At 59.2% G+C, this 12,932-nt stretch carries 11 protein-coding genes and 1 tRNA gene; 5 read left to right on the forward strand and 7 right to left on the reverse strand.

What is annotated here, in order from left to right; genetic code table 11:
- The first annotated feature begins 81 nt into the window (after positions 1 to 81).
- On the forward strand, positions 82 to 1,497 hold the full coding sequence (locus tag PGR6_RS14600) for an amino acid permease (RefSeq protein WP_064617938.1): 1,416 nt from the start codon (positions 82 to 84) through the stop codon (positions 1,495 to 1,497).
- A gap of 261 nt (positions 1,498 to 1,758) precedes the next feature.
- A complete protein-coding gene (locus tag PGR6_RS14605) occupies positions 1,759 to 2,409 on the forward strand; it encodes an MliC family protein (RefSeq protein ID WP_064617940.1) in 651 nt (216 codons plus the stop codon).
- A gap of 142 nt (positions 2,410 to 2,551) precedes the next feature.
- Here the strand turns inward: PGR6_RS14605 and PGR6_RS14610 are convergent, their stop codons facing one another.
- From PGR6_RS14610 to PGR6_RS14620, 3 genes are all read right to left on the reverse strand, one after another.
- Positions 2,552 to 2,893 (reverse strand): hypothetical protein, encoded by a 342-nt coding sequence (locus PGR6_RS14610; RefSeq protein WP_026286402.1) that lies wholly within the window; start codon positions 2,891 to 2,893, stop codon positions 2,552 to 2,554.
- A 74-nt stretch (positions 2,894 to 2,967) separates the two neighbouring features.
- Positions 2,968 to 3,612: a hypothetical protein gene (locus PGR6_RS14615; RefSeq protein WP_064617943.1), complete on the reverse strand. Its 645-nt coding sequence runs from the start codon at positions 3,610 to 3,612 to the stop codon at positions 2,968 to 2,970.
- A gap of 153 nt (positions 3,613 to 3,765) precedes the next feature.
- The gene (locus PGR6_RS14620; RefSeq protein WP_237229546.1) at positions 3,766 to 5,268 is read right to left on the reverse strand and encodes a sensor domain-containing diguanylate cyclase; all 1,503 of its coding nucleotides are present in this window, start codon (positions 5,266 to 5,268) and stop codon (positions 3,766 to 3,768) included.
- Between the two features lie 228 nt (positions 5,269 to 5,496).
- Between PGR6_RS14620 and PGR6_RS14625 the strand changes: the two genes are divergently transcribed.
- The 3 genes from PGR6_RS14625 (at position 5,497) to PGR6_RS14635 (ending at position 8,462) form a co-directional block, all read left to right on the forward strand.
- Positions 5,497 to 5,928 (forward strand): nuclear transport factor 2 family protein, encoded by a 432-nt coding sequence (locus PGR6_RS14625; protein ID WP_064617948.1) that lies wholly within the window; start codon positions 5,497 to 5,499, stop codon positions 5,926 to 5,928.
- A gap of 478 nt (positions 5,929 to 6,406) precedes the next feature.
- A complete protein-coding gene (locus PGR6_RS14630) occupies positions 6,407 to 7,060 on the forward strand; it encodes a hydrolase (protein WP_028940578.1) in 654 nt (217 codons plus the stop codon).
- A gap of 49 nt (positions 7,061 to 7,109) precedes the next feature.
- Positions 7,110 to 8,462, forward strand: coding sequence for an OprD family porin (locus tag PGR6_RS14635; protein ID WP_086944280.1), 1,353 nt, complete (start codon positions 7,110 to 7,112; stop codon positions 8,460 to 8,462).
- An 18-nt stretch (positions 8,463 to 8,480) separates the two neighbouring features.
- On the opposite strand, the gene PGR6_RS14640 is transcribed toward PGR6_RS14635, so the two are convergent.
- From PGR6_RS14640 to fdhE, 4 genes are all read right to left on the reverse strand, one after another.
- Positions 8,481 to 8,576 (reverse strand) — tRNA-Sec (locus PGR6_RS14640).
- Positions 8,577 to 8,582: 6 nt separating this feature from the next.
- Positions 8,583 to 10,502, reverse strand: a complete 1,920-nt coding sequence (gene selB / locus PGR6_RS14645) for a selenocysteine-specific translation elongation factor (RefSeq protein WP_064617952.1) — start codon at positions 10,500 to 10,502, stop codon at positions 8,583 to 8,585.
- Complete coding sequence (gene selA, locus PGR6_RS14650; RefSeq protein ID WP_064617961.1) at positions 10,499 to 11,929, reverse strand: L-seryl-tRNA(Sec) selenium transferase; 1,431 nt, start codon at positions 11,927 to 11,929, stop codon at positions 10,499 to 10,501. Before selA ends, selB begins: the two co-directional genes overlap by 4 nt.
- Positions 11,930 to 11,989: 60 nt before the next feature.
- Entirely contained in the window at positions 11,990 to 12,928 is a 939-nt protein-coding gene (gene fdhE, locus PGR6_RS14655; protein WP_064617962.1) for a formate dehydrogenase accessory protein FdhE, read from the reverse strand.
- Between the last annotated feature and the right edge of the window lie 4 nt (positions 12,929 to 12,932).

Raw genomic sequence — 12,932 nt, forward strand, 5'->3', positions numbered from 1 at the left:
GTAGCCGTTGCATCTCTAACAAGAACGCTAGACACCCACTTTCTGCCAAAACTCAAAAACATAAAATCAAGAGGTTTTGTAATGAAAACGACTCCGTCCGGGCTGCCTGAACAGCCCGCGCTGCAGCGCACCCTCAGCAATCGTCACATTCAGTTAATGGCCATGGGAGGCGCCATTGGTACAGGGCTGTTCATGGGCTCCGGGAAGATCATCGCCCTTTCCGGCACGTCGATCATCCTCATCTATATGATCATCGGCTTGTTCGTCTACTTCGTCATGCGCGCCATGGGCGAACTGTTGCTCTCCAACTTAAACTTCAAAAGCTTCGCGGATTTTGCCGGTGCCTACCTTGGCCCGCGAGCGGCATTTTTTCTCGGTTGGTCGTACTGGCTGAGTTGGAGCGTCGCGGTAGTGGGTGATGCCGTGGTGGTCGGCGGCTTCTTTCAATACTGGTTCCCTGATGTACCCGCCTGGATCCCGGCCATCGGTATGCTAATGACGCTGTTTGCCTTGAACGTGCTGACGGTCAGGCTTTTCGGTGAAGTGGAGTTCTGGTTCGCGATCATCAAGATCATAGCCGTCGTCACCTTGATTGGCGTCAGCGTGGTGCTGATTGCCAGCTCCTTCGTCTCACCCAATGGCGTCACTGCATCCCTGAACCACCTGCTGGATAAACAGGCAGCCTTCCCCAACGGCCTGTTTGGTTTCTTTGCCGGTTTCCAGATGGCGATCTTCTCCTTTGCCGGCACCGAGCTGATTGGCACTGCAGCCGCCGAAACCCGTTCCCCCGAGAAGACCCTGCCTAAAGCCATCAACTCGATTCCGCTGAGAATCATCCTGTTTTATGTGCTGGCACTGGCCTGCATTATTGCGGTGACCTCCTGGCAACAGGTTTCGCCCAACAAGAGTCCTTTCGTCGAACTGTTTCTGGTTGCGGGATTTCCCGCAGCAGCAGGTATCGTCAACTTTGTCGTGCTGACATCTGCCGCCTCATCGGCCAACAGTGGCGTATTTTCATCCAGCCGCATGCTGTTTGGGCTGGCCAGTCACGACAACGCACCAGGGATTTTTCGGCGTTTGTCGGGCAATAGCGTGCCTCTGCTGAGCCTGGCGTTCACCACACTGTTGATGCTGGTGGGAGTATTGTTGCTGTTCATCGTTCCGGAAGTCATGACAGCGTTCACCATCGTCTCGACCGTGTCGGCGATCCTGGTGATTTTCACTTGGTCGACCATCCTCGCGTCGTACATTGCCTATCGCAGAAGCCGGCCCGACCTGCATGCGCAATCGGCCTACAAGATGCCTGGCGGCGTGCCGATGGCCTGGTTCTCCTTGGCGTTCCTGGGCTTTGTTCTCTGTTTGCTGGCATTAAGACCTGACACCCGAATTGCTTTAATGGTCATGCCGGGGTGGTTTATATGGTTGGCAATTGCCTATCAGCTGACCCACACCTGGAGGCCCAAACCCGCAGCTGGATCGATAAGTCAGTACAACTGATTTTACCTGAAGCCTTTGGGGGCGCCCTCTAGAGTGACGTGGCATTTGTGGGGCACCTGCGGGTCGAATAGCTGCAGGCGAAGGCCGTCAAATTTCAGTGGCGGCCAACTCGCTCCTGCAACCCAACCACCGCCGAGCGGTATGGCAAGTTCTGAGCACTGACTTACACTGCGATACACCAATGCGAACGAATAACTATTCAACGCATCGATCAATCCCACGGCAATCCGGGCATCACGTAATGATCTGGGTGAAGCCAACATGAAAACGGTCACGGCCCTTTTCACCTGTCTACTCGCTGCCAGCGTATGCGCGGCGGCGAGCACTTGTGTTAATGCTGCACCAACCTTCAAGACCAGCTTCGACTGTGCCGAGGCAAAGGCGTCCGTCGAAAAGCTGATCTGTCGCGATCCGCAGCTGGCGCAGATGGATATCGAACTGACGCGTCTTTATCGCCTGGCGCTCACGGATGAACATTCAGTGCCGCGTCCGGACAAAATCATGATCGACCAGCAGTTCTGGATCGATGCCCGCAATCAGTGCGCCTCCACACCTGTACCCAAGGCGTGCACAGTACGCAGTTATGCCGAGCGCGCGTACCAGTTGCGCCAAGGCTCGGCCATCGTGAGAACCAAGGACCCATACAGACTTACCGAGGGGCCCCTGGCTTTTCGTTGTACAGGGCTTGCCCCGCTGGTTGCCGCCACCTTCTTCACCACGCAGCCTGGTGTCGTGTACCTGAAATGGGCGAACACCTCGATCGTCCTGAACCAGGAGCCGAGTGATTCGGGAACCCGATACACAGGCAAGGACTCCCAAGGGAATTACAGTTTCTGGCAAGACGGCGACGTGGTGCTATTCCAGAAGCCAGGCTCAGGGCCAATGAGTTGCAAGGCCGAGCCGGTCGGTTGATGTCTCTGGCGCAAGTACCGGCGCCCTGCTCCCAGCCCCAAAACCTGCACGCAAAAAAAAGCCCCGAAACCACATAAGGTACGGGGCAAAAAATTGGTTGGTTGCGGCCAACCAAAGGAGCATTTTTCAAAGCTGTTACGGGTTACAGGCAATCCTGCGCGGCACGTTCAAAACTCGAAGGCATGAAGTTCGACGCCAGCAAGTGGCGCTCATACAAAAACACCTTGCCGCCGTTCGGGGCTTTGTAGGCTTCCAGAACGTTGTCTGCGGCGACTTTGCTCGGCACCACGATCCGGTAGCTGCGCTGGGTTTGCGAGACCGTCGGGTTCAGTGCGCTGCCCTGCAACTTCGGCACCACGCAATCGGCGTACTCGGCAGGCGTTTTTTTCGTCTGCAGGATCTGCGTCGGGTCGTTCGGCGCAGTGGCACAACCGGCCAGCAGCAAGGTGGCGAAAGCCATGGCAGGAACAAATAAAGGGCGCATCGGTGCAGTCCTGAAGTAAAAAATCTGTTTCGTTGCGCAACGGGTCACTGTCGTTGCGGTTATGGTCCGGGGGTTCAGCCAGCAGTCACCAGGGTTTTGAGCGAGTCATCGAACTGCTTCAAGGCGCTGAGTTGCAGGTCGCGTTGTTGATCGATCTGGGCGGCAATCTCGGCTGCCGCTTTACGGTGTACCCAGACCGAAGGCATTTGTTTCTCGACGGCGCCTTCGGCCTTGCCGATGTATTGCAGGTTGGCGTCGTAGAACCGTGCGGCGAAACGCGCTTCGACCTGACTGTTGCGTTGGGTCAGCAGACGGTTATGCGTATCGAGCATCACCACCACATCCGGATGGGCCTGCAACAACGCATCGAGGTTGTTGTAGACGGTCACCGACAGGAACTGCTGCTGTAACGAACTCATCAGCCAGTCGATTGCCAACTCTGGGTCGGAGCTGTTGATGAACGCGTCGCGAATCCGCGCATCCAGCGCATCGCGCGCGCCGTTCACCGCCACATCGTGGTAACGCTCGAGGTATTGCAGGTTATCCAGGGTGTTTTCGCTGTACAGCACACCGACGGTTTGCGAATGCTGCAACCCGGTACTGGCGCCGGCGATGGGCAGAAAATGGCACGACTGGGCGTCGTCTGCGTAGGCGGTTGCAGCAGTAACAACCCCGCCCATCAACAGGGCGACAATTGCCAGTCGGGTCAATGTCTTCATCGCGCAAATTCCTTGAGCTGCGTCTTCGATGGAGGCGATTTTCCGCCTTTACCCGATCCAGCAGAACTTGCGTTTCTTGATTGTCACTATCACTTGAACCGATAGTTGCGCCGCGTGCCGATTGTTCGCTCTTTCCTCCAAGTGCCTGCTCGTTCACGCGACGCTCAGCTGATTTCTCCCCTGCGACTTTGCCGCATAAAGTGCGCGGTCTGCACGACCGATCAGTGCCTTTTCATCAGGGTCGCTGCCGTCGGCGACATATGTCGCCACCCCAAGGCTGACGGTCACGATACCTAGCGGGCTCGACAAATGCGCAAGCTGCTCGGCCGCAATCCCCGACAGGATCGCCTCGGCAACCTTGCGCGCTCCTGATTCGTCCGTATTGGGCATCACCACGGCGATTTCTTCCCCGCCATAACGAGCCGCCATGTCTCCCGGGCGACGTACACAGTGCTTGATCGCCTGACCAATGATCCGTAGACATTCGTCTCCAGCGAGATGGCCGTAGTGATCGTTGTAGCGTTTGAAAAAGTCCACATCGATCAGGATCAGTGACAACGGGCTTGCGAGTCGCTTGGCGCGTTTGAGTTCGACCTCCAGGAACTGATCGAAATGCCGGCGGTTGGCGAGGCCGGTGAGTTTGTCCTCGCTGGCGAGAACTTCCAGCGTCTGGTTAAGCTCGATCAGTGCGGTTTGGGTGGCGAGCAATTTTTCCTCCGCCCGAATACGCCGGCTGATGTGGGAAATCAGCCTGCGCCCCAGTGCGACCAGGAGCCCCAGCAACAGCAGCACCACAGCGACAGATTGCTTTGTCTGACTGAGCCACGCTTGCATTGCCTCGGCCTGCCCCACCGCAACCGTCGTGACGACAGGATATTGATCGTTTCTCTTGAACGCGTAGAGGCGATGGATGCCATCGACATTCGACGCAAAATCCACGGTGCCCGATGAGCTGTTGCGCAAGTATTCGGAGAATATCGGTGCGCGCGACAGATCACGGCCGATGTCTTCCACTTGAAAGGGATACCTCACCAGCAGGCGCCCTTCGGATGAGGTCAGGCTGATCGCGCCGAATTGCCCCACATGGATGCTTCGATAAAGTTTGAGGAAGTGTTCAAGGCTGATGGTCGCGGCGATTACCCCGGCAAAACTTCCATCAGGGTGATCGATGCGTCGGCTGACCGAAATCACCCAGGCGCACGTGGCCCGGCTGAGAATCGCCGGGCCGATATAGATACCGCGATCCGCGACATCTCGGTGATGCTTGAAGAACGCCCGATCTGCGTTGTTGCTATTGGATGAGATCAGCATGTTGGTCGAGAATAGCCAGTCCCCTTGGGCGTCATACAGCACCACACTATTTAATTGCGGGAGCGCATCCATCTGCTGGGCAACCAACTTGCTCAGCCGTTCGAGTTGCTCCGGGCCGGTGCCGTCTTTCTCGATCCTTTCTGTCAGGCCCAGCAACAGCACTTCACTTTGCTTGAAGGTGCCCTCGGTGTAAGTGTTGAGCGCGTGAGTCAGGTTCAATGTATCGGTATTGATGTCGCTCAAGGTGTTCTGTCGGGCTGTCCATGTCTGCCAGGCCGTCAGCAGCACCACGGAGACACACACCAGAAAGATCAGAAAAGTGGCAAGTCGAAGATCGCGTTTCAAGGAAATACCGGGCTGTTGAGTACACTGGCGTCAAAGGCTGCGCATTATAGAAGGCTTTTGGCCAGCATTGCTGATGCATATGGATAGGTCAGCCCTGCGCCGGGAATGTTTCCAGGTCGGCAAGCCATATCTGCGTCAATTGGTAAAAACCTGATATGTTGTACGATGACAGATGAGTTGACGTAATCCATCTGTCGTCCTCGCACCTATAACAACAAGGAATTACCCATGAAAAAAGTGAAACTGATTATCGGTTTTTTATGCCTGTTCAGTGGCTACGTGGCGGCCTCCCCCGCATCGAGCGAGAAGGATGTTGCCACTGCGGTAGACCATCTGACTCAAGCGATGCTGACCAAAAACGTCCCACAACTGAATGCGCTCACCGCTGAAAACCTGACCTATGGGCATTCCAGCGGGAAAATCCAGGACAAGAAAGAATTCATCGCCGACATCGAAACCGGAAAAAGCGCTTTCAAGACGCTGGAGATGCAGAACCAGAAAATCACCATCTCGGGTGATGTGGCGTTGGTCCGCCATCATTTTTCGGCGCAAGCCATCAAGGGCACCGAGATTGTTCCCACAGAAATCGAGAACTTTCAGATCTGGCAAAAGCAGCAAGGAAAATGGTTACTGGTAGGACGACAAGCGTTTCGGCTCTGACCTGGCGAGGGCTGTCAGGCAGTTGCAATGCTGGATGTGCCGGTCTCTTCGCGAGCAAGCCCGCTCCCACACTGGATTTTCTGTGAGCACAGTATTTGTGCACGCCAGCGATCACTCGTGGGAGCGAGCCTGCTCGCGATCGCGTCCCTTGCTACACCGCTAAACAGCGGCCTTGAACCCCTCCCTCCTCCCGCTGCAACGCCCGAGCCTGAATCACATCCAGCACGGCACAGCCTTCGCGCGTCAGTAGATGCACCGCCCGGGTGACGCGGGTCAGGTCGCAATCAGAAATGCCTTTGAGGTTTCGGGGCCGAACGCGGAGCGTCCATTGAGGCGTTCCTTTGTATGCTCCGCCGCCCCACCTTTGTGCCGATGCGCCTTGAAGCAAAAACAGCACATCGACTCAATAACTGCGTCGAAATCTGCGCAACCATAGGCCTTGTGAACCAACCCTCAATCCACTTGCAAGGACATCATCATGGCCATCGCAAAAGCAGCACCTGGCAAAACCCTGCTGAACCCGACCGACCACACCCTGATCATGATCGATCACCAGTCGCAAATGTCCTTTGCGACCAAGTCGATCGATGCCGTCACCCTGCGCAATAACGCCGCACTGGTAGCCAAGGCAGCCCGGGGCTTCAAGGTGTCGACCATCCTCACCACCGTCGCCGAGAAAAGCTTCTCCGGCCCGATCTTCGACGAAATCAAATCGGTGTTCCCGGAACACAAAGTGATCGACCGTACCAGCATGAACACCTGGGAAGACGAGCGCATTGCCGTTGAAGTCAACGCCATCGGCAAACAAAAAATCGTCCTGGCCGGCCTGTGGACCTCCGTGTGCATCGTTGGCCCGGCACTGTCGGCCCTCGACCAAGGCTTCGAGGTGTACTTCATCGCCGATGCCTGTGGCGATGTCTCCATCGAAGCCCATGAAATGGCCGTGCAACGCATGATCCAGCTCGGTGCCCGCCCAATGACTTCACTGCAATACCTGCTTGAACTGCAGCGCGACTGGGCACGCACCGAGACTTACGACGAGACGGTGAAAACCTCCATCGCCAACGGTGGTGCCTATGGTCTGGGCCTGATCTACGCCAAGACCATGTTCCATGCCTCTGAAGGCCATTGAGAATAAATAGCGACTCTTCGGAGTCGCTGTTTCAAGCGGGAGATCCGTCATGTTTTCTTTACAAACCCTCCCGCGCATTTCCGGCAGGAAGGACGTACCCAGGGCGTCCTTCTGGCTCTGCGTGTTTTTTGCCGGAACAGCTCTGGCGGATGAGGCACCGGATTCCGCGCAAGGATTTCTCGAGGGCGGGAAGCTTGAGGTGCTCAGTCGAAATTTCTTCCTCAACAGCGACTACCGCTCACCCCAGCCTTCGGGCAAGAACTACAAACAAGAGTGGGCTCAAGGCTTTATCGGCTCATTTGAATCTGGATTCACTCCCGGCACGCTAGGTTTCGGCGTCGACAGCCATGCGTTTATGGGGCTGAAGCTCGACGGCGGCAAAGGGCATTCGGGAACCGGGTTACTGCCGCTGGACAGTGACGGTCGCAGCGAAGACAACTATTCCAGTGCCGGTGGCGCGCTGAAAATCAGGGCCTCCCGAACCACCCTGGCCTTCGGTGAAATGACCGTGGAAACCCCGGTGTTCGACACCTCCGACAAACGCCTGCAACCGGAATACGCCACGGGCTTTCTGTTGAACAGCAACGAAATCGACAACATGAAACTGGTGGCTGGTCATTTCACGGCGTTCAAGAATCAGGACAACACAACAAGCAAGGGCAACTTTTACGGCTACGGCGCCAACACCGAAGCTGGTGGCATCACGTTTCTGGGCACCGACCTGTTCACAAACAGTCCTGTCGGCGGCGCGTTGTACGCCTCCGAGCTGAGCGACACCTGGCGCCAGTATTACGCCAACCTGCACCTGAAACAGTCCGCCGTGTTCCTCGACGCCAACCTGTACCGCACGCAGGACACCGGCAAGGCACTGGCCGGTGCCATCGACAACACCGCCTACAGCCTCTCGGGCAAATACACCCTTGATGCCCATGCCTTTACCCTGGCCTGGCAACGCATCAATGGCGACACACCGTTCGACTTCGTCGGTGGCGACTCGATTTACCTGGCCAACTCGATCAAGTACGCCGACTTCAACGGCGCCCACGAACGCTCCTGGCAGGCACGCTACGACCTCGACCTCGGCGCTTATGGCATCCCCGGCCTGAGTTTCATGACGCGTTATGTCCGGGGCAGCGACATCGACGGCACCCGTGCGCCCAAGGGTGGGGCCTACAACCCGTTCGATCCGACCATCGGCGAGTACGTACCTCAACAGGGCGATGGCGGGCGGCATTGGGAGCGCGACATCGACCTGCGCTACGTCGTGCAGTCAGGCTCCGCCAAGGGGTTGTCACTGCAACTGTCCCATGTGTCTCATCGGGCCAACACCGCTCAGGCGGGCGATGACATCGACAGAGTTTACGTCGTCATCCAGTACCCGCTGACCTTCGGGCACCTGTGATCGAGATCACCATGGAAATGGCGGAAGGCAGCCGGAGTCGAACCTGCCCGGGAACGGATGCCGTCCCCAACCGGGTTTGAAGCCCGGCCGCGCCACCGGGCGCGATTGCCTTCCTTGAAGTCAGACTGCGGCTTGTTGGGCCAGTGCATTGTCGAGCCGGATATGGCGTCGATCGCCAAAGCGGCGGGTCAGGCCGAGCCGGTCGAAGTATTCAAGAATCTGAATACTGCGCTTGCGCCCCAGGCCCACGGCATCGCGAAACCCGACGACCTGGATCACTGGGTTATCGCTGGCCAGTTGCACCAGCATAGCCGCCAATCGGCGCAGCAGCGTGTCGGTGTAAAACAGGTCGCGAACGATTTGATGCAGCAGTCCCAACCGGGCCATCTTGCGCAGCAGCAGGCGCACGGCAGCCTCGTCAAGGCCAGTGGCTTTGGCCAGATCACGCACCCACGGCGGATCGAAACCCGCCTGTTCGAACAATGGCTGCAATTGTTGCCAGAGGCTTTCGTCGTCCTCGCTCAAGCGCACCTGGTGATCGGGTAAATGCAGCCACGGGCCGCAGGCCGTCATTGCACCACTGGCCAGTAATTCGTCGAGCAGGCTGATAAAGGTCGACCGTTCCAGCACGCTGCCGGCGAAGCGACGCAGGCGATCCCGGTCCGGTCCCATCTGGTCCGGTTCGAGTTGATGAAAGCGTGCGAGGTGTTCCAGCAGCGGCGTTTTCTGGGCTTCCCAACGCACCGCGCTGAACAACAATGGCCCCTGCCGCGTATCGATGAGACGCACGTCATCGGGCAATTCCCAAGTCTCGCGCGAACGGTTGAACTGACGCTCCAGGCGCAGCGGATCGAGCCCGGTGTCGCTGTTGGCCAGCAGTGCCGGCAGTGCCGCTTCCAGACTATTGGTGGCGGACAGCGCTTGTAGCTGCGCCAATCGCTCAGGGCTGCGACGATGTCGGGCCGGGGCGAACGGGTCCAGCACTTGGCCACCGCCAAGGGTGCGTTGGGCGCTTTGGTCGCGCAGGATCAAGCGGTCGCCCTTCACTGCCAACACCGGTGCATTGACCAGCAGTTGCGCGAGCATCTGCCCGCCCGGTGCCAGGCTGGAACCTTCCAGCAAGGCCACCCGCCCCGTCACGTCCTGAGTTCCAAGATGCACATGCACCGGTTGAAAGTGTTCGAAGCTTCGCGCTTCGCTGGTCAACACGCTCATCCGGATATCCAGACGCTGGGTCGGCGCATGCAGCCATTCGGCCACCAGCCAGTGGCCACGGTGGATCTGCTCCAAGGCCAAACGCTCGGCACTCAGGTTCAGCGCGACGCGCTGCCCGGCCATTGCGTTGTCAGCGGCCTGGTTTTGCGCATGCAGGCCACGTACTCGCACCAGTTTGCCCTGCGGGCTCAACATCAGCGTATCGCCCACCGCCACTTGGCCGGACAACGCCGTACCGGTCACCACGATGCCGGCGCCGGCCACGCTGAAGGCCCGATCAATCGCCAGACGAAAACCGCCGCCGGTGGTGCGTTGAACAACCTCATGCTGTGCATCCAGCAAGGCTTGGCGCAGTGTCTCGATGCCCTCGCCAGTGACACTCGACAGCGGGATTTGCGGCGCGCCGGCATACGGGCCGGGCGCCAGTAATGCATCGATCTGCTCACGAACAGCCTGCACCCGAGCCGGGTCAACCCGGTCGCACTTGCTGATTGCAATCAGTGCCCGAGGGATGCCCAGCAACTCGACAATCGCCAAGTGTTCACGGGTTTGCGGCATGACGCCGTCATCGGCCGCTACCACTAGCAACACCAGATCAATCCCTTGAGCGCCGGCCAACATGTTGTGGGTGAAGCGCTCATGGCCGGGCACGTCGATAAAACCCGTCAGGGCGGCGCCCGGTTCCAGCGCCGCATAGACATAGCCCAGGTCGATGGTCATGCCGCGTTCGCGTTCTTCGCGGCGACGATCACCGGCCTGCCCGGTCAATGCCTGCAGCAAGGAGGTCTTGCCGTGATCGATATGCCCCGCCGTGCCGACAATCACCCGTCCCGGCCCTCCTCCTGCAGTTGATCGAGCTGGGCTAACCAGGCCGCTTCGTCATCGAGTTGGCGCAAGTCCAGCCACAAGGCGTCATCGTCAATGCGACCGAGCACCGGAATGGGCAGTTGCCGCAACGCTGCTTCCAGTCTCAGCAATTGACGCCCACGCAGGCGTTTGGAAACGTTTGGCCGCAGGCATAACGCGGCGCTGGGCAGTCGGGCCACCGGTTGGCTGCCGCTGCCGATCATGCCCAGCGCCGGCACCGCGCTGACGCTCCAGGCATCGCCCAGCACCTGCGCCAGTGACGGTTGCAGGCGTTCGGCCTGGGCGAGGATGTCGGCTTGGGGCCGGGTCAATAGACGCAGACTCGGCAGTCGTTCGGCCAGACGATCGGGGTCGCGGTACAGCGCCAAAACGGCTTCGAGGGCAGCCAGGGTCAGTTTGTCGACTCGCAAGGCACGCTTGAGCGGGTTCTTTTTGATCCTGGCGATCAGGTCTTTGCGGCCGACGATCAATCCGGCCTGAGGCCCGCCAAGCAATTTGTCGCCGCTGAAGGTGACGATGTCCGCGCCATCGAGCAGTGCCTGGCGCACCGTCGGTTCGGCGGGCAACCCCCAGCGTGTCAGGTCCAGCAGGCTGCCGCTGCCGAGGTCTTCGAGCAAGGGCAGTCCGTGGCGGTGAGCCAGCTGCGCCAATTCCGCCGTCGGCACTCTCGCGGTGAAGCCTTCGATGCTGTAATTGCTCGCGTGTACGCGCATCAGCAGACCACTGTGCGGGCCGATGGCGGCCTCGTAATCGCGCGCATGGGTGCGGTTGGTGGTGCCCACCTCATGCAACCGCACCCCGGCGCGGGCCATGATGTCGGGAATGCGAAACGCGCCGCCGATTTCGATCAACTCTCCTCGGGAGATGATCCCTTCCTTGCGCGCGCCCAGGCTGTTGAGCGTCAGCAACACGGCGGCGGCATTGTTGTTGACCACCGTCACCGCTTCGGCGCCGGTCAGTTCGCGGATCAAGCCTTCAATCAAATCGTCCCGGTCGCCGCGCTTGCCGCTGTGCAGGTCGAATTCCAGATTGAGCGGATAGCGTGCAGCCCGTTGCACCGCTTCAATGGCTTCTTCCGGCAACAACGCGCGACCGAGGTTGGTGTGCAGCACCGTGCCGGTGAGGTTGAACACCCGGCGGATCTGGCTGCGATGCTGAATTGCCAGACGCTCACCTGCCCTCCCCGCTAATACGTCGGGGGCGATTTCAATGGCGGCGAGTTCACCGTTGTGCACCGGCTCGCGCAAGTCATCGAGCAATTGCCGCAGGCCGGCCAGCAGTGCGTCGTGTCCGTACCGCTCGGCCAACGGTTGGCAGGCGGGATGGCGTAGCAAACTGTCGATGGAAGGCAGCCGCAAGGTTTGGCCGGCGAGTGTTGCGGGCATCAGAGGCTCCCGGAAGCGAGTGACCGTCGCGTCTGAGTGTAGCCGCTGGGATCGATAAGCTCAGTCGCCTCCGGGCGCCAGCAGCAGATTGGGCGCTGGCCGCTGATAGCCTTCCTGCTCCAGACGCATGTCCAGCATCAGGCTGGACAGGTCCGCCGAGAGGGCTTCGGCTTCGGCGTCGTTTTCCAGGTAGATCAGTTTCAGGTAGCTGTTGCAGCCGGGACAGACCTCCGCCCGCAGCGGTGCCTGATTGGCGGCGTGGCGATCATCCTCGAAGCTGACGTATTCAAGCCCCTTGCTCTGTTCGCAATACACGCATTTGACCCGCACCACATGCCACTCGAAGGCGCACAGCGAGCACACCAGATAACGCAAACCGTTGTATTTGCCGCGATGACGAATCACCCCGGCCATCGCCGGTGAACCGCAGGATGGGCATTGGCTGAGGCTGTCGCCATGCTGGCGCTGCAGATGGAGTTCAAGGTTGGGCGTGTTCAGCAGCCAATGACTCCAGGCCACTTGCAGCGCGGCGCCGAGAAACGGCACCAGCGCTGCCGGCAGCATCGAATACTGGCCGCTGACCAGGGCAATCGCCCACGCCTTGAGCAGCCCAGGGTTCGCACTGCGCAATGTCGCCACGGCGTTTTCTACCGCCGAGTGTGGCAATGGCTGATAGCGCTGCAACAAGGCCTCGAGGTATGGCAGCCAAACGTTTTCGCGCACCAGACTGTCGGCGGCGAACGGCGGTAAGCCATGTTCTACGCACAACCGCAGGCGTTCGGGGTCGGGCATGGTCGCCACGAGCGGATCATCCATCAGCTGCTGCTGGACATGACACAACCCCGCGATCAAACGCAGATAGTCCGCCATGGGATGGCCGTCAGCCAAACGTTCCAGGCGCAACGCGCGCAGGGTGAACAGGTTGTTCGGCGGCAGGTACAAAAACGGCGGTGAACTCGCCGCCGCTTCTATTTGCCCGGGCTCGAGGATTGTGGCCAAGGGA

This window comes from Pseudomonas sp. GR 6-02, assembly GCF_001655615.1.
Classification (GTDB): Bacteria; Pseudomonadota; Gammaproteobacteria; order Pseudomonadales; family Pseudomonadaceae; genus Aquipseudomonas.

What these genes read in the sequence shown, in the direction of transcription:
- PGR6_RS14600 (WP_064617938.1), top strand. Translation starts at nt 82, where the DNA reads ATGAAAACGACTCCGTCCGGGCTGCCTGAACAGCCCGCGCTGCAGCGC.
- PGR6_RS14605 (WP_064617940.1), top strand. Translation starts at nt 1,759, where the DNA reads ATGAAAACGGTCACGGCCCTTTTCACCTGTCTACTCGCTGCCAGCGTA.
- PGR6_RS14610 (WP_026286402.1), bottom strand. Translation starts at nt 2,893, where the DNA reads ATGCGCCCTTTATTTGTTCCTGCCATGGCTTTCGCCACCTTGCTGCTG.
- PGR6_RS14615 (WP_064617943.1), bottom strand. Translation starts at nt 3,612, where the DNA reads ATGAAGACATTGACCCGACTGGCAATTGTCGCCCTGTTGATGGGCGGG.
- PGR6_RS14625 (WP_064617948.1), top strand. Translation starts at nt 5,497, where the DNA reads ATGAAAAAAGTGAAACTGATTATCGGTTTTTTATGCCTGTTCAGTGGC.
- PGR6_RS14630 (WP_028940578.1), top strand. Translation starts at nt 6,407, where the DNA reads ATGGCCATCGCAAAAGCAGCACCTGGCAAAACCCTGCTGAACCCGACC.
- PGR6_RS14635 (WP_086944280.1), top strand. Translation starts at nt 7,110, where the DNA reads ATGTTTTCTTTACAAACCCTCCCGCGCATTTCCGGCAGGAAGGACGTA.
- selA (WP_064617961.1), bottom strand. Translation starts at nt 11,929, where the DNA reads ATGCCCGCAACACTCGCCGGCCAAACCTTGCGGCTGCCTTCCATCGAC.